The sequence below is a fragment of the Treponema maltophilum ATCC 51939 genome, assembly GCF_000413055.1.
Classification (GTDB): domain Bacteria; phylum Spirochaetota; class Spirochaetia; order Treponematales; family Treponemataceae; genus Treponema_C; species Treponema_C maltophilum.
On record NZ_KE332518.1, the window covers coordinates 2,123,033 to 2,144,596 of the forward strand.

At 48.5% G+C, this 21,564-nt stretch carries 14 protein-coding genes; 6 read left to right on the forward strand and 8 right to left on the reverse strand.

The window, feature by feature from the left end; all coding sequences use genetic code 11:
- Position 1: 1 nt before the first annotated feature.
- From HMPREF9194_RS09860 to nifJ, 7 genes are all read right to left on the reverse strand, one after another.
- Positions 2 to 1,477 (reverse strand): ABC transporter ATP-binding protein, encoded by a 1,476-nt coding sequence (locus HMPREF9194_RS09860; protein ID WP_016526226.1) that lies wholly within the window; start codon positions 1,475 to 1,477, stop codon positions 2 to 4.
- Positions 1,465 to 3,189 carry an ABC transporter ATP-binding protein gene (locus HMPREF9194_RS09865; protein ID WP_016526227.1) on the reverse strand — a complete coding sequence of 575 codons (1,725 nt, stop codon included), beginning with the start codon at positions 3,187 to 3,189 and terminating at the stop codon, positions 1,465 to 1,467. Before HMPREF9194_RS09865 ends, HMPREF9194_RS09860 begins: the two co-directional genes overlap by 13 nt.
- Positions 3,190 to 3,199: 10 nt before the next feature.
- Positions 3,200 to 4,918: an ABC transporter ATP-binding protein gene (locus tag HMPREF9194_RS09870; protein ID WP_016526228.1), complete on the reverse strand. Its 1,719-nt coding sequence runs from the start codon at positions 4,916 to 4,918 to the stop codon at positions 3,200 to 3,202.
- Between the two features lie 157 nt (positions 4,919 to 5,075).
- The gene (locus tag HMPREF9194_RS09875; RefSeq protein ID WP_016526229.1) at positions 5,076 to 5,645 is read right to left on the reverse strand and encodes a TetR/AcrR family transcriptional regulator; all 570 of its coding nucleotides are present in this window, start codon (positions 5,643 to 5,645) and stop codon (positions 5,076 to 5,078) included.
- 133 nt (positions 5,646 to 5,778) lie between these two features.
- Positions 5,779 to 7,446, reverse strand: coding sequence for a bifunctional ADP-dependent NAD(P)H-hydrate dehydratase/NAD(P)H-hydrate epimerase (locus HMPREF9194_RS09880; protein WP_016526230.1), 1,668 nt, complete (start codon positions 7,444 to 7,446; stop codon positions 5,779 to 5,781).
- Positions 7,447 to 7,469: 23 nt separating this feature from the next.
- Positions 7,470 to 8,075, reverse strand: a complete 606-nt coding sequence (gene prcB / locus HMPREF9194_RS09885; RefSeq protein WP_051127883.1) for a dentilisin complex subunit PrcB — start codon at positions 8,073 to 8,075, stop codon at positions 7,470 to 7,472.
- Between the two features lie 146 nt (positions 8,076 to 8,221).
- Positions 8,222 to 11,761 (reverse strand): pyruvate:ferredoxin (flavodoxin) oxidoreductase, encoded by a 3,540-nt coding sequence (gene nifJ / locus HMPREF9194_RS09890; RefSeq protein WP_016526232.1) that lies wholly within the window; start codon positions 11,759 to 11,761, stop codon positions 8,222 to 8,224.
- A gap of 121 nt (positions 11,762 to 11,882) precedes the next feature.
- Between nifJ and HMPREF9194_RS11965 the strand changes: the two genes are divergently transcribed.
- Positions 11,883 to 14,264: a patatin-like phospholipase family protein gene (locus HMPREF9194_RS11965; protein ID WP_016526233.1), complete on the forward strand. Its 2,382-nt coding sequence runs from the start codon at positions 11,883 to 11,885 to the stop codon at positions 14,262 to 14,264.
- Here the strand turns inward: HMPREF9194_RS11965 and HMPREF9194_RS09900 are convergent.
- On the reverse strand, positions 14,256 to 15,140 hold the full coding sequence (locus tag HMPREF9194_RS09900; RefSeq protein ID WP_016526234.1) for a bifunctional 5,10-methylenetetrahydrofolate dehydrogenase/5,10-methenyltetrahydrofolate cyclohydrolase: 885 nt from the start codon (positions 15,138 to 15,140) through the stop codon (positions 14,256 to 14,258). The genes HMPREF9194_RS11965 and HMPREF9194_RS09900 overlap by 9 nt on opposite strands.
- Positions 15,141 to 15,258: 118 nt before the next feature.
- Here HMPREF9194_RS09900 and HMPREF9194_RS09905 point away from each other — a divergent pair, with 118 nt between their 5' ends.
- The 5 genes from HMPREF9194_RS09905 to malQ are packed head-to-tail and all read left to right on the forward strand — an operon-like array spanning position 15,259 to position 21,515.
- Positions 15,259 to 15,909, forward strand: coding sequence for a TP0733 family outer membrane beta-barrel protein (locus HMPREF9194_RS09905; RefSeq protein WP_016526235.1), 651 nt, complete (start codon positions 15,259 to 15,261; stop codon positions 15,907 to 15,909).
- 13 nt (positions 15,910 to 15,922) lie between these two features.
- The gene (locus HMPREF9194_RS09910; RefSeq protein ID WP_016526236.1) at positions 15,923 to 16,885 is read left to right on the forward strand and encodes a hypothetical protein; all 963 of its coding nucleotides are present in this window, start codon (positions 15,923 to 15,925) and stop codon (positions 16,883 to 16,885) included.
- Between the two features lie 9 nt (positions 16,886 to 16,894).
- Entirely contained in the window at positions 16,895 to 19,180 is a 2,286-nt protein-coding gene (locus HMPREF9194_RS09915) for an AAA family ATPase (protein ID WP_016526237.1), read from the forward strand.
- 28 nt (positions 19,181 to 19,208) lie between these two features.
- The gene (locus HMPREF9194_RS09920; RefSeq protein ID WP_016526238.1) at positions 19,209 to 19,838 is read left to right on the forward strand and encodes an adenylate kinase; all 630 of its coding nucleotides are present in this window, start codon (positions 19,209 to 19,211) and stop codon (positions 19,836 to 19,838) included.
- Positions 19,839 to 19,865: 27 nt separating this feature from the next.
- Positions 19,866 to 21,515, forward strand: a complete 1,650-nt coding sequence (gene malQ / locus HMPREF9194_RS09925; RefSeq protein WP_016526239.1) for a 4-alpha-glucanotransferase — start codon at positions 19,866 to 19,868, stop codon at positions 21,513 to 21,515.
- Positions 21,516 to 21,564 lie beyond the last annotated feature (49 nt).

Consider the following 21,564-nt stretch of genomic DNA (forward strand, 5'->3'; position numbering starts at 1 on the left):
TTCACCTTTCCTCTTTTTTACTTAAAAGCTCCCAAAGCATTTTCTTGGTATCATTATTTAAATTGAAATCAGCGTGAACCATTCCGCTTTTTAAATAAATAATTCTGTTGCAGACAGACAGTAAAAATTCATAATCATGCGATATTACAAATATAAGCCTACCTGCCTTTGCCTCAGTGAGAATACTTTTAGAAACTAAATCCATAGAATGTTTATCCAAACCGCTTGTCGGTTCATCTAAAAAAAGTATCTTACAGTTATTGCAAAAAGCCGCTGCAATGGTAAGCCGTTGCTTTTGACCTCTTGAGAGGGCAAGCGGATGCCATTCTTTTAAATCAAGAATTTCAAAATCCGATAAAACGGTTTCTTTTTCCGTGCCGTTCAAACCGCCGCCTTTTTTTCCTATATCCAATTCATCCTCTACGGTGTTACCGAAAAGTTGAAAGTCGGAGTCCTGCATGACAAAATACATACTTCCCGCCCTTTTCTTATAGCTACGCTTTTCTCCTTTAATCAAAACGTTTCCGCTTTTTTCTTTTAATAAGCCTGTACACAATTTAGCAAGAGTTGTTTTACCCGCTCCGTTTTCACCTATAATGCCAATAACTTCCTTTTCATAAGCCCTTATCGATATGTCTTTAAGCACATCGGTTTTTTCCTGTTTTGAATGTGAATATGAAATATTTTTTATTTCAAACAATGGGGTAGTTTTATCGACAATACTTTTAGAATGAACCGTATCGAGATTTTCCAAATATATGGGTCGAATATTTTTATTGTTTTTTTGCAGCTCAAAAAATTCGTCTTTTGAGAATTCTCCCGTAATTCTTCCCTTATCCATAACGAGCATACGGCTGCATAAGGCCGAAAGATAAAATAATCGATGCTCCAAAATGATAATGGTTTTTCCTTCTTCTTTTAAGCTCCGTAACATGTTTTCCAAATCAAAGATGGAATGAATATCCAGATTGGCTGTAGGCTCATCGAACAAAAAAATGTCAGGCGACATCGCATAGCATGACGCTATAGCCAGTTTTTGTTTTTCACCGCTTGAAAGTTTAAAGATACTCTTCTCTTTTAGATGATTTATTCCAAGCAGTTTCAAACTGTTGTCTACCCTTTTCAGTATTTCTTCCCTGTTCAAAAGCATATTGCTGCAACCGAATGCCGTTTCACTAAAAGGATCGGTCATAAAAAACTGACTTCGCGGGTCTTGGAATACACAGCCTACCATGCAGCCTATTTGTGAAAGCTCCATAGTGCGTATATCTTTTCCGTTTAGATAAGCTTCGCCCGTTAATACTCCGTCATAGTAATGCGAGATAAGGCCGTTGATAACAGAGCCGAGTGTGCTCTTCCCGCTTCCGCTTTTTCCGGTAATGACAACAAATTCTCCTTTTTTTATTTCGAGGTTTATATTGTCGAGAATGAGAAGACCTGTCCTTGTTTTATACGAAATATCTTTTAGCGAGAGCACATTCCGCTCCCGTATTGTGCTTTCCAAAGCCGCGCATAGTACCCATCTTTTTCCAAAAGTTCATCGTGTTTTCCTTTTTCGATAAGACTGCCTTTTTGAAAGACAAGAATTTGATCTGCTTGTTGAATAGTCCTTAAATGATGAGCGATCACTATGACCGTTCTGTTTTTTGCAAGTTTTATAATGGCATCCTGTATTAAAGACTCATTTACGGGATCGACATTGCTGGTCATCTCGTCGAGGATTAAAATCGGTGCGTCTTTTAAAAATGCTCGTGCAATGGAAATCCGCTGTCTTTGTCCGCCGGATAAGAGACCTCCGTTTTCTCCAATATCCGTTTCATAGCCTTTCGGCAAGCTCATAATAAAATCGTGAATCTTTGCCTTTTTTGCAGCTTCGATAATTTCTTCTTTTGTTGCTCCTTTTTTTCCTACTCGGATATTTTCCTCGATGGTGTTATCAAATAGCTGCACATTTTGCATAACAATACTGATGCGATCCAAAAGTTCATCGTAGGGAATATCTCGTATATCAATTCCGCCGAGCGTAATACTTCCGCCTTGCACATCGTAAAACCGCAACAGCAAATTCGTAACCGTCGTCTTACCGCTTCCCGATTCTCCTACAAGCGCGGTCATCGTTTTTTCCGGAACGGAAAAAGTTACTCCATTCATTTTGAATTCATCCTCTTCATAAGAAAACTCTATATCGTTAAAAACAATATCGTTTTGTGCAGGAGAAACTCCGTCCGTTTTATCGGCTATTACCTCGGCATGAAGAATTTTTCCCAAGCGGTGATAGCTGTCTACGGCAGACACATAATACATATAGTGCGTTTCCATAGCTGCAAAAGGTTTATAAAATTCTTTTGAAATGACTGCGATAATCATAAAGCTGAGCACATCCATGCTTCCACGTAACGCGGCAAGACCTGAATAAATGAAAAGAACAAAATACCCTGCATCGATTAAAAACGAAAAGACCGAAAGCTGTCTTGCCTTAAAACGGGACGCAGCCTTACTTGTTTCTCCGAATTTTTTTGTCTTTTCAAAAAGTTCATTATCCAGACTTTTATTATGCGAAAAACTTTTGAGCACCGGAATACCGCGTACATATTCAACAAATAAACTCACCATATCGGCAAGGGCGGAATTATTGTTATGTTCCGTTTTTTGTGCTCCTTTAATTGTGTAAAAAAGATAGGCAAGCGAAAGCGGAATCGACGCGGCCATAACAAGGGCTGCACTAAGGTCGATAAAACAAAGGCCTATAAATACCGCAAGAGCAATGAGAAAATCACCGAACATCCGCGGCCACATATGACCGACCACCATAGACATATTGTCCACATCTTTATGAAGAATCGTATTTAATTCTCCCAGCCGTTCATTCGTATAAAATCCCAAACTAAACAGCTTTAATTTTACAATCATCCGCTCCCGTATTTGCTGCACCACATCAAAGCCGGCTCCGTGCTTTTTTAAGTCGGCAAGCATATTGCAAAGTCCCTTAAAAACGACCAAGCCTATCAGCATTGCAAAAGCCCCGTAGAGCCCATGCACATCAGTCCCGGCAGCAATCTTAAACAACATCGAAAACACCGTAAGCAACATCCCCACGGAGCTCAATCCGTACAAGGTAAAAAACAGAGAAGAAATACATACATCGATTTTTCCCCGCTTACTCAAAAATGCAAATAATTCTTTATACATAAATACTCCTTTACCCTACTCGCCAGTTGTCTACTTTGTTTTGGGCTTCGACCATTTCTTTATAAAAGGTGCATCGCGAAATCAATTCTTCATGTGTGCCGGAATCCAGTATGCGGCCTTTATCCATAACGATTATTTTGTCCGCGTTTTGTACGGTGTTCAGGTGATGCGCAATCGTGATGACCGTTTTATTTTTTCTTAATTCTTCGATCGCCTCGTTTATGAGTTTTTCGTTTTCGCTGTCAACCGCAGCCATCGCTTCATCTAAAATAAGAATAGGGGCATTTTTAAGAATCATCCGGGCAATGGATATTCTTTGCTTTTCTCCTCCCGAAAGTTTTACGCCCATCTCTCCTACCTTTGTGTTGTAGCCGTGAGGCAGGGCGGAAATAAAATCATGACATCGTGCTTTTTGGGCGGCCTCTATAACTTCCGCTTCCGAAGCGCCCGCCTTACCGATCGCGATATTTTCAAAAATGCTCATATTAAAAAGAATTACTTCCTGCTGAACACTTCCAATAAGAGCGGAAATGCTGTCCGTATCATAGCGTGAAATATCTTTACCCGAAATTGTGAGCACGCCTGAATCAACGTCCCAAAAACCCATGATAAGATTCGCAAGCGTGCTTTTACCGCAGCCGCTCGGCCCGACAAGCGCATTTAAAGTGTTTTCTTTACATTGTACCGTAATATCTTTTAACGCAAAGCCGTCTTTTTCATACTTAAAATGTACGTTTTTGCATTCTATATCTCCCGTTTTCAGTTTTTCGCTGATCTTTTCTTTTGCAAGAGGCGCACAGAGAATCACCGCTATGCTTTTGAGCTTTTCAGTAAACACGATGGAAAAGTGATGGAGCGTTGCGGTTTTACTTATTGCCGACACAAATACCGAAGATAAGATAACGGACAATATAAACTGAGCGGTAGAAATATTGTTATGTAAGAGCAGTATACTTCCTAACGTCATAACCGATACCGCTCCGGCTTCCATAAAAATATCTATAAGCACCATCGGACCCGTAACGGCACCCATACTCTTTTTTACATCTTGCACATAAGAGCGTGCAGAATCCAAAGTCCTACCGCTAAAACACTCTTCTTTTGCAAAGGCCTTTATGACGGCAATATTTTTTACATATTCCATCATATCTTCCCTCATCTGCATTTCTCGTTCAAAATATATTTGGAATTTTTTTTGCATGGTCTTTGCAGATAATTGTTGTACAAGGAACATAAGCGGTACCCCTGTAATCATTATTAATGCGAGCCGGTAATCTATAAAAAGCATTGCAATAAAAACCAGAACAGGAAGAAGAGTTGCCGCCATAATTTCCGGAAGACCGTGCGCCAGATATATTTCAATCTGCTCTACATCGTGTTCAACAATGCTTGTAAGCTCGCCGGTAGTATGCTTTTTAAAAAAGCCTAAATTCAATTTTTTAAGGTGTTCAATTATGGCAAGCCGTAATTCCGTCAATGTACTAAAAGCCCTGTCATGAGCTGTCTTTACGGCAAGATAATTACAACACGCCTTGAGCATAAACGAGATGAAAATACCTACGGCAATCATTTTAAAATATTCTCTTTCCGCTTTTCCCGAAAATAGGCTGCTTATTACCAGTACCAATAAAACCTGCGGTAGTAAGTCAAACACTATTTTAAGCGCAAGCAGCACATTGGACAAAAAGGTTTTACCCGTTACCTGTTTTTTCAATTCTTTTTCAGTCATATCTACTCCTCTCTACATCTATAATGCACATGTATATTTGTTTATCTTTAAAACCGAACAATATTGAATATTTATTCAATATTGACAGATAAAATAAGGAGCGCTTGAACGCTCCTAAAATAAATTCTCTTCTATTCTATTTCTCTTCTATTCTATATTAAAGCGATTCCACGCCGTTAAAATAACACTTATTAAGAACAAAGAGCATATCTTCTGCCCATTTTTCATTTTTATAGTGCCGTGCAATTTCCATAAGTCCCTCAACATAATTATTTGCCAAAATATGAGCAAGCATGGGATCGTGCTTGGTTTTTGAATATCTTTTTAAACCGTCTTTTATATGCTGTTCCAACCGCTTGACCCACATATCTTTTGCATTCTCATGTTTCGTTCCCGAGCTCTTGTCTATTAAAATGATGAGTTTAATTCTGTTTTTTAACAGTTTGGGAAGTTGAGATGCTCCGCCCCGATTAAATCTTTCATAGGGGCTTCCGGCTTCCATCTTTTCCTCATCTTCCATCATCTTAATGATGTTATCCAATACGCCTGCGACTACTTCATCAAATAATCCTTCTTTGTTTTTGAAGTAGGTATAAATAAGCGCAACAGGAATATCAGCCTGTTCTGCAATATCCGTCAGCTTTGCACTTCTGTAATCTTGTTCATAAAATACTTTTTCCGCAGCCGTCAGAATTCTATCTTTGACTTCTTCTTTTAATACCTGCATACCGCCCGCACGCTCAAAACGTTCTCCTTTCTATTCTATCAATACTGAATTATAATTTAATAATAAATCTTTATTCAATATTTATCAATATGATTGACACAAAAATAAACGATGTTACAAAAATTCGATTTTCTTATCCTTCCAAAGTTTTTTTCAGTTTTTCAGGCTTTTCCAAACTTTGTATCAGGGTAAAAGGTGTTGACGCGTACGACGATTTTTGCAAACGTGAAGAGGCGGCTAAAAGCAGAGAGCCTTGAATTGCCGCATTGAGCGGTTCGTACTTTTGCGCGAGGAAGGCGCACACCAATCCTGCAAGCACATCGCCGCTTCCGCCCTTTGCAAGACAGGGCATACCGAAGGTATTGATGTACAACTCGGCTTTTCCGCCTTTCTGTTTGCCGCCCTTTTTGGGGCAATAGCCGATTGTCATATTTGCACCTTTAAGGAGCAGTACCGCGCCGGGATAGGCCGAACAAAAATCCTTTACCAGTTCCAAGCGGTTTTCGGCGATTTGCCCGATCGAAACGGATCCCAAACCGCACAGCAAAAGCAATGACTGAAACTCTTTCGGGTGTGGCGTCAGTACCAAACCCGAAGGGCGCGCTTTAAGCAAATGCTTTATGTCGGCGTGATAAAAAAGGTCGGCGTCCAAAACGCACGCGAGCTTGCGTTTTTCGTTCAGTACAGCGAAAAGTTCGGCGGCACGCTCCGCGGCTCCTTGGGCATCATTCCGTCCGAAGCCCATGCCCGCGGCAACGGCACTCGCTTTTTCCGGCAAAACGGAACTTTGCATGAGGTAGGGAGGAATCGTGTACGGCGGCAGTGCGTTTTGCCCCGCTTTCACTGCAGGCGCCGATTGCCCGGCGACAGGTACGAGGCTTACCAAGCCCGCCCCGCAGCGGAAGGCGGCGCATGCGGCGATTATTCCCGCGCCCGGTTTTTCCCCCGTATACACGGCCGCATGCCCGAAGTCGCCCTTATGCACGGAAGGAAGAAAGCGCTCCGGGAGCCTCATGTCCGACGCTTCAAGCAAAAACGCCGCCGGTATTTCAGACCCAAAAGCTGCCGGCGCTACCGGCTCTGCCGCAGCGGAAATTTGCGCGGGCTCCGCAACTTCGGCGTTTTTCCCCGATTTTTCGCCGCTTTCAAAAAGGGAAGAGGGAATACCCAGCGGCGCGGTTATGATTTTTCCCGTATGATTTTTTGCAAAGTCGCTGAACAGCGCTGTTTTAAGCGCGCCCATGCACACGGTTATGTCGGCGCAAAAGGCTGTTGTACCGCAGCCTTTTGAATCTATACCGCTCGGAACATCGCAGGCGATTTTAAAACAATCGGCCTTGTTGAGAGCGGCAATAAGTTTTTCGATTTTATCGCTTAAGGGTCCGTGAAAGCCGCTTCCGAAAATACAATCGACGATAATGTGGCGGCCTTTTATAAAATCCGTGCGCGAAAAATTGCGGATAACCGGAACGCCTGCCGAGCGCGCACGTTCGGCTTGCCTCATGCACGCTTGCGATTTGGGCGGAAAAACTTCAAGCACCGCAACCGAACAGGAAAAGCCCGCACCCGTGCGGCCGTTCAGCCTGCGCGCAAGGGCCCAGCCGTCGCCGCCGTTATCGCCCCCGCCTGCGGCGACAAGCACCCGGCATTCTTTATCATAGCGGTCGTTTTTTTGTAAAGCGCAAATAATCTCTGCTTCGAGGGCACAAGCGGCATTTTCCATTAAAATATCTTCGGTTAAACCGAACCGGCTTACGGCGGCGCGGTCAAGAACCCGCGTATCGGTATATACGTTTTGCACAGCTCAGTCCTCCCCTGCTTTCGTTAATCTTGTATAAAATCAAACCCCGGTTTATACCCTTGCAGCGTGACGGAAACGGGCGTTGAAGGGGGTACTTCTATGCCGATTATAAGATAGGGAGTTGTAAAAGCCTGCGTTACTATTTGACCGGGCTCCGGAGCGGTTATTAAGAACACGGTTTCCAAGCCGTCTTGTGTATAGATCGCGGAATAAAGTTTGATGCCGTAGCCGCCGGTATTAAAGGGCCCCGCGCGCACTGCGATTACTTTTTTCCGCTTAAAATCGATTTTCGGTGCCGGCGGGGACGAATGTCCGTGCAAAAGCGCATACAGTCTGTCCAAATCGGCTTGGTTTTCGATCACCGCAGGGGCAAATTCCCTGCCGTAGCTTCCTTTTTCAAGAATTTCATACGCGACTTCTATGCGCCCGGCTTGCTCTTGATGCTCTTGAGCGGAATACACAGCGACGCCATTTGCAGCTTGCCGTGCCACCGTTTGCGGCGCAAGAGTTGCCGCCGATACGATGGGCGCATTGTCGGCAGCCGCTGATTTTTCGGGCGCCGCTTTACATGTACAAAGGGTAAAAATAGATAAAAAAATACAAATATCTAAAAAAATGCGCCCTTTCATTCCGTTACAAAGTAACATATGTCGCCTTTTTAATCAAGGTTCATTAATTCGATGTATATAAAAAAAGGCTGTCGCAAAAGGTCGCCGTTTGACTTCCTTTTTTGACAGCCCGTTGGCCTATCGATATTCAGCCTGAGCGGAATCGGTTAAAAATCCCGGTCGGCCAAATATTTGTATTCTTTCCACTGACGTTTGGCATGAGCAATCGCTTTATCCAACAGCATCGACGCACGGTCGGGGTTCGCCAGCTTTAAGCTCTTAAAGCGCACTTCCTTGTACATAAAGTTCGCAAGGTCGTAGTCCGGTTCTTTGCTGTCGAGCTGGAAGGGGTTTTTGCCCTGCTCGGCAAGCCGCGGATCGTAGCGGTACAGAGGCCATAAGCCGCTGGAAACGACTTCTTTTTGATTCGTCAGCGTTGCGCTCATGTTGATACCGTGGTTGATACAGGGGCTGTACGCAATGACGATCGAAGGCCCGTTGTACGATTCCGCTTCGCGGAGCGCTTTGATTGTCTGGTTCATATTTGAACCCAAAGCGACGTGGGCGACGTACACATAGCCGTAGCTCATTGCAATCATGCCCAAGTCTTTTTTGCTGTTCACCTTACCGGACGCGGCGAATTTGGCTACCGCGCCGATAGGAGTCGCCTTGGACATTTGACCGCCGGTATTCGAGTATACTTCCGTATCGAGTACCAAAATATTGATGTTACGTCCGGAAGCGATCGTGTGATCCAAACCGCCGAAGCCGATATCGTATGCCCAGCCGTCTCCGCCGATAATCCAGTGAGAACGCTTGAGAAGATGATCGGTAAGCGAAAGAAGTTCCTGCGCGGCAGGCTCCTTTGACGAAGCGAGTTCTTTTTTAAGCGCATCGATGTCGGCGCGCTGCTGCACAATCGCGGCATCGTCGCCCTGAGCGTTTGCAAGAATCTCTTCGATAAGGTTCGCGGCGATTCCTTTTTCTTTAACAGAAGAAGCAACTTCGCGCGCATATTCGCTCAGTTTATCGCCGGTTAAGCACATACCCATACCGAATTCCGCCGCGTCTTCAAACAGCGAGTTCGACCATGCAGGGCCGCGACCCGAAGCGTCTTTTGCATAGGGCGTAGACGGCAGGTTTCCTCCGTAGATGGAAGAACAGCCGGTGGCGTTCGCTATAACGGCACGGTCACCGAACATTTGGCTTATCAGGCGGATATACGCCGTTTCGCCGCAACCCGCACAAGCTCCGCTGAACTCGAACAGCGGGCGCTTAAAGGCCAAGCCCTTCGCCGTCGACAAATTCAGCGAGGCGGGATCCGCATCCGGCAGCGTCATAAAATATTCCCAATTTTTCGCTTCGGCTTCGCGGATTTCGGGCGTATAGTGCACCATGTTGATTGCGCGCTTGGTTTCATCCGTTTTGCTCTTAACGGGGCAGGCCGTAACGCATACGCCGCAGCCCGTGCAGTCTTCGGTCGAAACCTGTAACACAACCTTTTTGCCGTCTTCGGGTTTCGGTTTGACGGCGGCGGTTTTAAACGCTTTCGGAGCCGCAGCTGCCTGAGCGTCGGTAATCACCTTCATGCGGATAACGGCATGGGGACATACGAGCGCGCACTGTCCGCACTGAATACAAATGGAAGGATCCCATTCGGGTACCTTTTCGGCAATGGCGCGTTTTTCAAACTGAGTCGTCGCCGTCGGGAAGGTACCGTCGGCGGGCAGTTTGCTTACCGGCAGTTTGTCGCCCTGCTGAACGGCCATAACGCCCAAAACGTCCCGTACAAAAGGATCGGAAGAATCGGCCATCGCCGGCTTCATGTGAATATCGCCTTCGGTGTGTGCCGGATAATCCACTTTTTCGACGGCGGCCAAAGCCATGTCGATGGTTGCGATGTTCTTTTGAACGACGTCGGCGCCTTTTTTACCGTAGGATTTTTCGATGAATTTTTTCATATAATCTACGGCTTCGGCTTCGGGCAAAACGCCCGAAATCTTAAAATACGCGGCTTGCATGACGACGTTTATGCGTGTGCCCATTCCGGCTTTTTCCGCAATCTTAAACGCGTCGATAACGTAAAAGTTCATCTTTTTGTCGAGAATGGCTTGCTGCTGCTCGACGGGAATGTGCGCCCATACGGTTTTCGCATCGTAGGGACTGTTCAGCAAAAAGGATGCGCCTTTTTTCGCCGTTTCGAGCATGTGATATGTTTCCATATAGGTGAACTTATGACAAGCGATAAAGTCGGCGCTCGTAATCAAATACGGGCGGCGGATGGCTTTTTTACCGAAACGCAAGTGCGATACGGTAAACCCGCCGGACTTTTTGGAGTCGTACGAAAAATACGCTTGAGCGTTGAGTTCGGGGCGGGCGTCTCCGATGATTTTAATCGAGTTTTTGTTCGCGCCGACCGTACCGTCGGAACCCAAACCGTAGAACATGGCTTCGTTCGTGCCTTCTTCTTCAAGCGTCCACGAAGCGTCGTACGGAAGGCTTTTGCCCAAAACGTCGTCGTTGATGCCGACGACAAAGTGGTTTTGTTTTTTGCCGTCGAGATTTTCGAATACGCCTTTTACCATTGCGGGCGTAAATTCTTTCGAGCCCAAACCGTAGCGGCCGCCGACGACGGTATCGATTTTGCGTCCGAGTTCGGCAAGAGCGGTTTGTACGTCTTCATACAAGGGTTCGCCCAAAGAACCGGGTTCTTTTGTGCGGTCGAGTACGGCTAAAGCCTTAACGGAAGAAGGAATCGCTTTTACAAAGGCGGCGGCGTCGAAGGGGCGGTACAGCCTGACTTTGAGTACGCCGGTTTTGGCGCCTTTTGCGTTCAGCGCTTCAACCGTTTCTTCAACCGTTTCGGCACCGGAGCCCATTAAAATGATAACCTTATCGGCATCGCTCGCACCGAAGTAATCGAACAGGTGATAGTGTCTGCCGGTTAATTGCGCAAACTCGTCCATCGTTTTTTGTACGATGCCGGGCACGGCTTCATAGTATTTGTTTACGGCTTCGCGGCTTTGGAAGTATGTGTCCGGGTTTTGCGCCGTTCCGCGCACGACGGGATTTTCGGGCGACAAGCCGCGCTTGCGGTGAGCGCGCACGAGTTCGTCGTCAATCATTTTATGCATAACGTCGAACGAAACTTCTTCGATCTTTTGAATTTCGTGCGAAGTGCGGAATCCGTCAAAAAAGTGTATAAACGGCACGCGCGTTTTAAGCGTCGACGAATGCGCTATAACGGCCAAATCCATAACTTCCTGAACGCTGTTCGACGCCATCATTGCCCAGCCGGTTTGGCGACACGCCATTACGTCCTGATGGTCGCCGAAAATCGACAAAGCGCTCGTTGCGAGTGCACGGGCGGCAACGTGGAAAACGGTACTCGTCAATTCTCCCGCGATTTTATACATATTCGGAATCATCAGCAAAAGACCCTGTGATGCCGTAAAAGTCGTACTCAATGCACCGGTCGTTAAAGCGCCGTGCACGGCACCCGCCGCACCGGCTTCCGACTGCATTTCCACAACGTCGGGAACCGTGCCCCAAATATTCTTTTTCCCTTTCGCCGAGTATTCGTCCGCAACTTCACCCATAGGGCTTGAAGGCGTAATAGGGTAAATAGAGATTACTTCGCTCAACGCGTGAGCCACGTGACCGGCGGCCGTATTACCGTCAATCATAACCATGTTTTTTTCTGCCATAATACCGTCCTTTAAAAGAATGTGTGAATAAACCGATTATTTTGTATATATAGTACCTCTATACGCAAGTTTTTGCAAGCGCCTCTTTACAACAGCGGCGCGCTTTTCATATAATCGCCGTATGAAATTCAAACAAAAAATGACGGCCGCAGCCGCGGTTTTGCTTTGCTGCTGCGTTGTTTTTTCCGCGGCCGAAACACCGAAAACGCGTCCCTCCGTCGCCCTCGTATTGGCAGGCGGCGGCGCGCGCGGCTTTGTACATATCCCTTTTTTGGAACTTATCGACGAATTGGGCATTCCGATCGATATGATAGTCGGAACGAGCGCCGGAGCGATCATCGGCGGTTTATACTGCGCAGGCTATACGCCGCAGGAAATTAAGGACTCGGTACTGTACTTGGACTGGGTCGACATCTTCCGCAACGACAACTTTTCGCCGTTTGAACATGCGCTGAACGAACACGGTTTGCCGGCAAATCCGATTGCGCTGAAACTCGGCGCCAATTTGTCCCTGAATTTGGGAAAGGGCTTGCTGACCGGCCAAAAAGCATACGAACAATTAAAATCGCTTACCATCAAAATTCCTTCATATATCGACTTTGACAGTCTGAGCGTTCCGTTCCGGGCGGCGGCAACCGATTTACTGACCGGCAAATTGGCGATCTTCGAGCAGGGCGATTTGGCCGAAGCGATGCGGGCAAGCATGAGCATTCCCGGCTTATTTGAACCCTTTCCCGTTGACGGGCGGTATTATATCGACGGAAGTGCAAGCGACAATCTGCCCATACGGACGGCAAAAGAACTCGGCTTCGATATCATCATTGCCGTGGAAATTTCGAACCCGCTCAGAACGAATGCCGACGATTTCGACTCCAGCCCTTTAAAAGTACTCGAACAAATGGTGTCGATGCAGCAGGCAATTAAGGGAAAAGAAGATTACGCAATGACCGACTTGGTTATGTTTCCCGATATCCGCGATTTTTCGACGATAGATTATTTGCGTGCCGAAGACATTTACAAACGCGGCAAGGTTGAAGCCGAACGTTACCGCGGCAGTTTAATCGAATTGAAAAAAAAGATTTTTCCCCTGCAAGATGCCGCGCCTTCATCGCTTACCGAAAAAAATCCGCCGGAGGAAAATCCGCAAAGCGCTCAAAACGGCAAAATCGACGGTTTCAGATTTATCGAAACACAAGAAACCGTTTCCCTGCACAAGGGAACCTACGCCGGACTTCCCTACGCGCGCCCGTCCGAATTGATTTTAAAAGGCTGCAAAGATTCCGACAAACATTATTTCGAGCGGATTTTTGCGGCTGCGGCCGACAAGCCGTTTACCGAACAGGTTCTCGTAAACCTGACGGACGCGGCAATGAATACGGGCAATTATACTTCGGCGGTTTCCCGCATCGATGCGCGCGGCGACAAAAACATTCTTGAGCTTTCGCTGCAAAAAAAGCCCGAAGAAAACGGCTTGATTTTGCAAAGCTTAACCTTTGCCGGAACCGCAAGCTCGGCATCTTCGGGCGCTCTAACCCTATCGACCGCCGCGCAGTTCAGGGGCTTGGGCGGAACCGGTTCGGTTATTTCGCTGCGCGTTTCCTATGTCAACAATACCGCCTTCGATTTTCTGTTTTTTCAGCCGCTCGGGCCGAAGGTTTTTTTCCAAACAAAGGCGTCCGTTTCCCATGAGCCCGATTTTTTTTCGAGCAACTTCGACTTTCATGCCGTAAACGGAAGTTTAATCAGGCGCGCATCTTTAAAAGCGGGCGCGGGCATTTTATTCAATCCGTATCATACGCTCGTAAACGAAGGCGCCCTGCGCTGGCTGGACACGCGTCAGGCGATTCCCTACGACACCGCATGGCCCTTTGCGCCCTACGATAAAAATCTGTACGATTTTACCGCCGATATTTCTTCCCTATACACTTTCAGCAATCTTAATTTCCGTTCGTTTCCGACAAAGGGATTTTTTTCATCGACGGAAGCGCAAGCCGTTTTCCCCCTGGGGCAGCGCTACGACGTACGTATATTCGACCGCATTAAAACCGATTTTACGGCGGCACTTCCCGTTTCACAGCACCTTACGGTTTTATGCAGCTTGTTTGCGGGAAGCTGCCTATCCGAACAGCTAAAAAAGGCGCCGTCGCTTATTCCCGTATACGGCTTTAACCTGAAAGAACGTCTGTTTTTTCCGCACGTTACCGCCGCCCGCAAATACGGCATACACAAAGCGGCGGCCTCTTTGGCTTTGCAGATTCAGCCGTGGCAGCAGCTCACCATTTTGGGAGGGCAGCTGTTCTTTTCACTCACCGGTTCGGTCGGCGACGTATGGCCCGACTTTGCCTCTTTTGCACAAAGCCCCGATTTAACGTGGAGGGTTTCGGCCGGAACGGGCGTCCGCATAAAAGGACTTTTTTCGGTGCGCCTGTGCGCCGGCGCGGGAAGCTCGGACGGCAAAATATCGCCGTTTGCATCCTGCGATTACGGAATCGCTTTATACTGATAAGTATCTTTTGCTGCCGGCCGCTTTGAGCGTGTTGTGCAAAAGCATGGCAATGGTCATCGGGCCGACGCCCTTGGGAACGGGCGTAATAAAGCCCGCGATTTCCCGAGCCGCTTCAAAGTCCACATCGCCGGCTAAACGGAAACCGCTTTTTTTCGTATGATCGGGAATGCGGTTTACGCCCACGTCTATAACGGCAGCCCCCGGCTTTATCATGCCGGCGCCGATTGCGTTCGGTCCGCCCATCGCCGCTACGAGGATGTCGGCGCTGCGCGTAAAGGATGCAAGATTTTTCGTACCGGTATGACACAGCGTTACGGTCGCATTCGCCGGTTTGCGCGCCAAAAGCAGTGCAAGCGGTTTACCGACGATGTTTGAACGGCCGACAATCACGGCGTGCGCCCCGTCGGTTTCGATGCGCATTTCGTTCAGCAATTCGATAATCCCCAACGGCGTGCAGGGAACAAAGCCGTCTTCGCCTATAAGCAGCTTGCCGGCGTTTACCGGATGAAAGCCGTCAACGTCTTTTTCGGGGACAATCGCGGCGATTACTTTTTGTTCATCGATATGTGAAGGCAGGGGCAGCTGCACCAAAATGCCGTGCACCGAAGGGTCGCGGTTCAAATCGCCGATATGAGCAAGCAGGCGTTCTTCGCTTACATCGCAGGGTAGATTGACCGAACGATCGGCCATGGCGGCTTCGCCAAGCGCTTTTTTTTTCGCGGCAACGTAGGAAACGCTTGCGGGATTTTCGCCGACAAGGACAACCGCAAGGCAGGGTTCAACGCCCTTTTGTTTTAACAGCGCGGCTTTTTCGGCGGCTCGTTGCCGCAGTTTTTGTGCGATCGAAAATCCGTCTATGATAACTGCGCTCATGTAACTGTCTCCCCGTAAATTCTGTTTATATAATGGACATAAAGCCGTAAAAAAGGTTATAATCCTACTATAATTATTTTGCGCCCTTATTTCCAGTCTTAATTTTTGATGGAGTACCATGAAACGTTTATTTGTATTATGCGCAGCGCTTTTGTTCTGTTTTTTCGCTGCGGGTACGTCGAGTGCCTTTGCCCAAACGGAACCGTCCGGCAGTCCGGACGCAAACGCCGAAGAGCCGTCTTCCGAAAATAAAACCGAAGAAGATTCCGCCGACATTCAAAGCGATGTCGTATACAAAATGAATCAGCCGGGCGATCAGTTCATTATTTTGAAATTGAATGTCGATATTCCCTACGTTCCCTTCGGCAAATTGCTGGTCGGGGGTTCGGGAACGCTGGGCTACCAGCGCTTTATCGTAAGCGGGTTAACGCTCGGCGGCGACGTGAGCTTCGGCTATTCGCAGACAATCGGTAAAAACGTGTTTTATTTTGTGCCTATTTTGTTCCGTGCGGGCTGGCAGTTTTCGGCGGGCAAATTCGAGTTTCCGCTGTCGATCGGCATCGGAGGCGCGTTCGAAAACTACCTTAACAGCAGCTATTTCGGTCTTGCCCTGCATCCGGATGCGGCGGCTTTTTTCCGTTACGACAGCTCATGGTCGTTCGGTTTACATGCGGGACTGTACATTTTGCCCCAGTGGTATAAAAATGCGCAACAAAACAGAACGGGCATTATTCAGGATATAGGACTTACCGTCCGCTATCATTTTTAATTCGGGGATTTTTATGCATAAAAGAATGTACGGACTGTTCGCTCTTTCGGCCGCGATCATATTGGCATCGTGTTCGCAGCTACCCATATTTTGGGCGATAGAGCAGGAAATAAAACTTGCCGAGCCTGCGATAAAAGGCAATGTATATTCGGTTGTCCGCTGCGGTAATGATCTGTACGCGGCAAACGGCAACGTATACAAAAAACCGCTTAAAAGTGTGCGCGGCTGGAAAAAAATATCGGCGCCCCCGAACGGTGCGGAATACCTTGCCTCGTCAAACACCCATGTCTACGCACTGAGCGCTCATGAAAACAATTGTCAAGTCTACGCTTTTGACGGCAATACATGGCAGGAAGTAAGCGGCACAAGCGGCAAAGCGAATGAAGTTGTCATTTTCGATAACGGAGTGATCGGTTCCGCCGGACGCAATGCATATGTACGCGTGGGCGGGAAAGTCTTTTTGCTCGGTGCAGCATCATTGAGTACCGAAAAAACCGGCACCAACGGTGCAGATGCAAAAACCGTCGCAGCAGCAGCCGGCAGTTCAGGCGACTATTTTTCGGACAAGAGAGCTTTTTGTTCGGACGATTCAGGTTCAAATCTGTATAGTGTCGCCGACGACGGTAAAACAATTAAGCACGGTGCGACTTTTGCTGCCTTGACAAACACTTCCGTACAGACTTCCGAAACTATTACCTGTCTTGTATATATGTTTGACGGTACAGATCCATATCTTATTGCCGGCACAAAAAAAGGCTTGGAAAAAATCGTACTGAGTAGCGGGATTCCTCAAAGCGCGGGCATTCTCGGAAGCAATGCGGAAGCAGCATTCGGCGAAAGCGAAATCTTTTGTGTCGCCTTCTTCCGTGACGGCCCCAACTATGCAATTTATACGGGGACAGGAAAAGCTTCCGCAAGCAAACACAACGCGCTGTGGGCATATTATCCTTCGCGCGGCAACTGGAACTACGAATAAGCGGCGGTTATGGATTTGTTCGACGCGGCTGCTTCAGGCGCCGAAAGGGAAAGCCCTCTTGCAGCCCGTATGCGGCCGCGCACGCTCGACGAATACATCGGACAGGACCACATCGTGGGCAAGGGCAGGCTTTTGCGGCGCGCGATTGCAGCCGACCGTTTAAGTTCCGTTATTTTTTACGGGCCGCCGGGCACCGGAAAAACAACCCTCGCCCGCGTTATCGCCAATCATACAAAAAGCAATTTCGTTACGCTTAACGCCGTTCTTACCGGCGTGCAGCACATCCGCGACGCAATCGCTCATGCCGACGAGCAGCGCAAACTCTACGACAGGCGCACCATTTTGTTTGTTGACGAAGTTCATCGCTGGAATAAAAGTCAGCAAGACGCTTTGCTGCCCTGGGTCGAAAACGGCACGATTATCCTGGTCGGCGCCACAACCGAAAATCCTTTTTTTGAAGTGAACAAAGCCCTCGTAAGCAGAAGCCGCGTTTTCCAACTGTTCCCGCTCACCGAAGAAGACCTTGCGCGCGCGGCGCAAGCCGCATTAAGCGACAAAGAGCGCGGCTACGGAAAATGGAAGGTCGAATTCGAAGACGGCGCCTTGGAACACCTTATCGGTACGGCAAACGGCGATGCGCGAAGCCTTTTAAACGCGCTGGAACTCGCCGTCGAAACGACCCCGGAACGCTGGGCGCCGCAGGAAAATCCCTGCGTTCCGCCGGAAGGAAGCCGTATTTACATAAGCCGCGAAACGGCCGAAGAAAGCATTCAAAAAAAAGTTGTCCTCTACGACCGCGACGGCGACTATCACTACGATATTATCAGCGCCTTTATAAAAAGCCTTCGCGGTCGCGACCCGGATGCGGCTATGTATTGGATGGCGCGCATGCTCGCAGCGGGAGAAGACCCGCACTTTATATTCCGGCGCATGCTTATTTCCGCCTGCGAAGATACGGGACTTGCCGACCCTCATGCGCTCGGCATCGTCGAAAGCTGCGCCGCAGCCTTTGACCGCATCGGGCTTCCCGAAGGGCGTTTTATGCTTACGCAAGCCGCCCTTTATTTGGCAACCTGCCCCAAATCGAACAGCACGCTGTGTTTTTTCGACGCACTCAAATCGGTCGCCGAAGAAGATGCCGAAGTACCGAATCACTTAAAAGATGCGAGCCGCGATGCCGAAGAACTCGGACACGGCAAGGGTTACCTGTACCCGCACGCATACAAAGACCACTGGACGGCTCAGCAGTATTTACCCGACAATTTATCGGGCCGAGTATTTTATAATCCGAGCGGGCAAGGCTACGAAAAATCCATCCGCGACGAAGTGCTGGGCAGGCGCGAATTGCAAATCGCGGCGATGCTCGAAAACGCCGAACAAACCGACGAAGCGCTTTTTTGGCAGCAGCGCACCGAATCGGATAAAACGAATACGCTGCGTTCAGTCCGCGACCTTTTGACGGCAAAAGCCGGCCTTTCGGCAAACAGCCGCAGCCTTGTCGTCGGCGCCGACGATGCGCTTTTGGTGTGGGAGCTGAACCGCAAAACACCGGACGGATTTACCGTCGGCTTATGCCGCAGCGAACAGGGCATGCAGGTGTTGTCGCAGTATACGGCGACCCTCGAAGACATGCACCGCCCCGCAATCGTCCTCATGCCCTCCCTTATGAGTAAATCGGAATCTTTGTCCCGAGCGCTCAAGCAAAAGGTCTTTGAAGACACGTTGTTTGACCGCATCTTTTACCGCAATCCCGTCGCGTCTTTCGCCGATATAGAAGAACTGAAAAAAGAGCTTGCGGTTTTGCGGCCGCTTGCGGCAAAAGGCGCGCGCATTCTCATCGCGCAAAAAATTCCCCGCGCGGCGCAGCGTCTTTCATCGCTTTTGCAAAACCTGTATGCGCACGACAAAAAAAATGCGGCGCTCATCGCATCGATTGAAAAAACCGAAAACGAATTTTACGCCGACCGCTCAAATCCCCTTTTTTCGTGGGACGGGCAAACAATCAAACAGGCGCTTGAAAACGCGGACACAAACGGCGGCAGTGCCGGAAGCATGGCGTCCGGTGCGGATTTTTCCCTCACGTTGACCGTTCACGATTTTTGCGAAAAACGAAAAATAAGTCCGCAAGAAATTGCGCGCTGGTTCGACGAAAAAAATTCGGCCTACGGGAAATTCCTTGCCGAAAAAACCGAAAGCGAAACCGTGCAGGCTTTCCGCACGCTGTTCGAACAAACGGCGGAACGGTACACATTCGATTGGTACTCGTCGGTTGCTTTTTTTACTTTAACGTGCTAAAGTGATTCCGAAAGGACGGAGTTGAATTATGAATTTTATTTTTTTAGGCCCGCCGGGTGCAGGCAAAGGCACGTTGGCCGCAGCCGTTTCGGCTTTATACGGCATTCCCCACATTTCAACGGGAGAAATTTTCCGCGCGGCTATAAAGGCTCAAACGCCGCTGGGCAAAAAAGTAAAAGCGATTATCGATTCGGGCGCTTTGGTCGGCGACGATATAACCGTGGAACTCATACGGGACAGATTGGCGCAAAGCGATGCGAAAAACGGCTTTATTTTGGACGGTTTCCCGCGCACAATCAATCAGGCCGAACAGCTTGAAAAAATCGCAAAAATAGACTGCGCCGTCAATTTCGACATAAACGACGAAGCCGTCGTCGAACGCCTTTCGGGGCGGCGCGTATGCCGCAAATGCTCGCACAATTTTCACGTCGTATTTATGCCGCCCGAAAAGGAAAATACGTGTACGCACTGCGGCGGCGAACTGTACATACGCGACGACGACAAACCCGAATCGATTAAACGCAGGCTTGAAGTCTACCGCGCGCAAACCGCACCGCTTATAGATTTTTACCGTTCAAAAAATCTTTTAAAAGCCATCGACGCAAAACCGGCAACCGATATTATTTTGGCCGATTTTAAAAAGAATTTCCCCGTATAAAACGCCGGCCGATTCGAAGAGGTTCGTATGGACATGCCCCGCTCAAGCGGAATTTTATTGCACCCCTCGTCGCTGCCCGGATCCGAGGGCATCGGCACTTTGGGAAAACAAGCGTTCCGTTTTATCGACTGGCTCGAAAGCGCCGGCCAAACGCTCTGGCAAATTCTGCCGCTCGGGCCTACCGGCTACGGCAATTCTCCGTACGCTTCTTTTTCAACCTTTGCGGGAAACCCGCTGCTCATCGATACCGAAACCCTCGTTCGGGAAGGTTTACTCGAACAAAGCGAAATTCGGCCGGCCGAAAAATCCGCTCCCGCTTCGGCCGACGAGCCGGTTCAAAGCGATGAGGCGGCGCATACCGACAGAATCGATTTCGGCTCCCTCGTAAAAGAAAAAATTCCCCTTTTGCAAAAAGCGGCCGAACGTTTTTTGGACTCGCTCGCTCAAAACAATCCGGCAAAGGCCGATTCGCGCCGGGCGGACTCTTACGCCGAATTCAAAAAAAAGCACAAGTTTTGGCTCGACGATTACGCGCTTTTTATGAGCATAAAAGAATTGTATGATAAAAAAGCGCAGGAAGAAAAGCTTGACGGCAGATTGTGGAACAACTATTGGCCGCGTTCTCTTGCCCTGCGCGAAGAAGACGGCTTGGCACAGTGGAAACGCCGGAATAAAAAAAGTATCGAAATTCAAAAAGCCGTTCAGTTTTTTTTCTTCGAGCAATGGATGCGCTTAAAAGCGTACGCGAACGCCAAAGGCATTTCGATAATCGGCGATATTCCCATTTTCGTCGCGCTCGATTCGGCGGACGTGTGGGCGCACAAAAACCTTTTTCAGCTTAACGCGCGCGCCCTTCCCAAAGCGGTTGCGGGCGTTCCCCCCGACTACTTCAGCGAAACGGGGCAGCTCTGGGGCAATCCCCTGTACGATTGGAAGGCAATGAAAAAGGACGATTACGCGTGGTGGGTGCAGCGTATACGCCATAGCCTGACGCTTGTGGACTATGTGCGCATAGACCATTTCCGCGGTTTTGAAGCTTACTGGGCGGTTCCTTTCGGCGAAAAAACGGCCGTAAACGGCACATGGCTCGCAGGACCGCGTTCGGCATTTTTTTCCGCAATCGAAAAAAAACTGGGCAAGGTCAATCTTATCGCCGAAGACTTGGGAGTCATTACCGACGGCGTGCGCAGTTTGTTAAACGAATTCGGTTTTCCGGGAATGAAGGTTTTGCAGTTCGCCTTTGATGCAAACGAAGCCGGCCGTGCAGGCTGCACCAATCCGTTTTTACCGCACATGTACGACAAACACTGTATCGTGTATACGGGGACGCACGACAACGATACGACGCAGGGCTGGCTGAACCGCGCATCCGAACATGAGCGCGCTTTTGTAAGCGGCTACTTAAGCCGTGCCGTTCCCGGCGTGCAGCTTAAAGACGAACAACTTTGCAGCGCCCTCATAAGCGCCGCGTTTTTTTCCGTCGCCGCCTTCGCCGTCATTCCCATGCAGGACTTATTCGCCCTGGGCTCCGAAGCGCGCATGAACATGCCCTCAACCTCCGGCGAAACGAATTGGGCATGGCGTATGAACGCCGATTTTTTCGACGGCGAAAAAGCTCGATACCTCAAACACCTCTCCCGCCTTTCGGGACGGAACGTTAAAGAAAAACGGAATTAAAACAATTCGCGCCTCCGGCTGATTCAATACGATTCAATTTGACTTGCCC

Excerpts from the sequence above, each read along its gene's own strand:
- HMPREF9194_RS09865 (WP_016526227.1), bottom strand. The coding sequence starts at position 3,189 with ATGTATAAAGAATTATTTGCATTTTTGAGTAAGCGGGGAAAAATCGAT.
- HMPREF9194_RS09870 (WP_016526228.1), bottom strand. The coding sequence starts at position 4,918 with ATGACTGAAAAAGAATTGAAAAAACAGGTAACGGGTAAAACCTTTTTG.
- HMPREF9194_RS09875 (WP_016526229.1), bottom strand. The coding sequence starts at position 5,645 with ATGCAGGTATTAAAAGAAGAAGTCAAAGATAGAATTCTGACGGCTGCG.
- prcB (WP_051127883.1), bottom strand. The coding sequence starts at position 8,075 with ATGAAAGGGCGCATTTTTTTAGATATTTGTATTTTTTTATCTATTTTT.
- nifJ (WP_016526232.1), bottom strand. The coding sequence starts at position 11,761 with ATGGCAGAAAAAAACATGGTTATGATTGACGGTAATACGGCCGCCGGT.
- HMPREF9194_RS11965 (WP_016526233.1), top strand. The coding sequence starts at position 11,883 with ATGAAATTCAAACAAAAAATGACGGCCGCAGCCGCGGTTTTGCTTTGC.
- HMPREF9194_RS09900 (WP_016526234.1), bottom strand. The coding sequence starts at position 15,140 with ATGAGCGCAGTTATCATAGACGGATTTTCGATCGCACAAAAACTGCGG.
- HMPREF9194_RS09905 (WP_016526235.1), top strand. The coding sequence starts at position 15,259 with ATGAAACGTTTATTTGTATTATGCGCAGCGCTTTTGTTCTGTTTTTTC.
- HMPREF9194_RS09910 (WP_016526236.1), top strand. The coding sequence starts at position 15,923 with ATGCATAAAAGAATGTACGGACTGTTCGCTCTTTCGGCCGCGATCATA.
- HMPREF9194_RS09915 (WP_016526237.1), top strand. The coding sequence starts at position 16,895 with ATGGATTTGTTCGACGCGGCTGCTTCAGGCGCCGAAAGGGAAAGCCCT.
- HMPREF9194_RS09920 (WP_016526238.1), top strand. The coding sequence starts at position 19,209 with ATGAATTTTATTTTTTTAGGCCCGCCGGGTGCAGGCAAAGGCACGTTG.
- malQ (WP_016526239.1), top strand. The coding sequence starts at position 19,866 with ATGGACATGCCCCGCTCAAGCGGAATTTTATTGCACCCCTCGTCGCTG.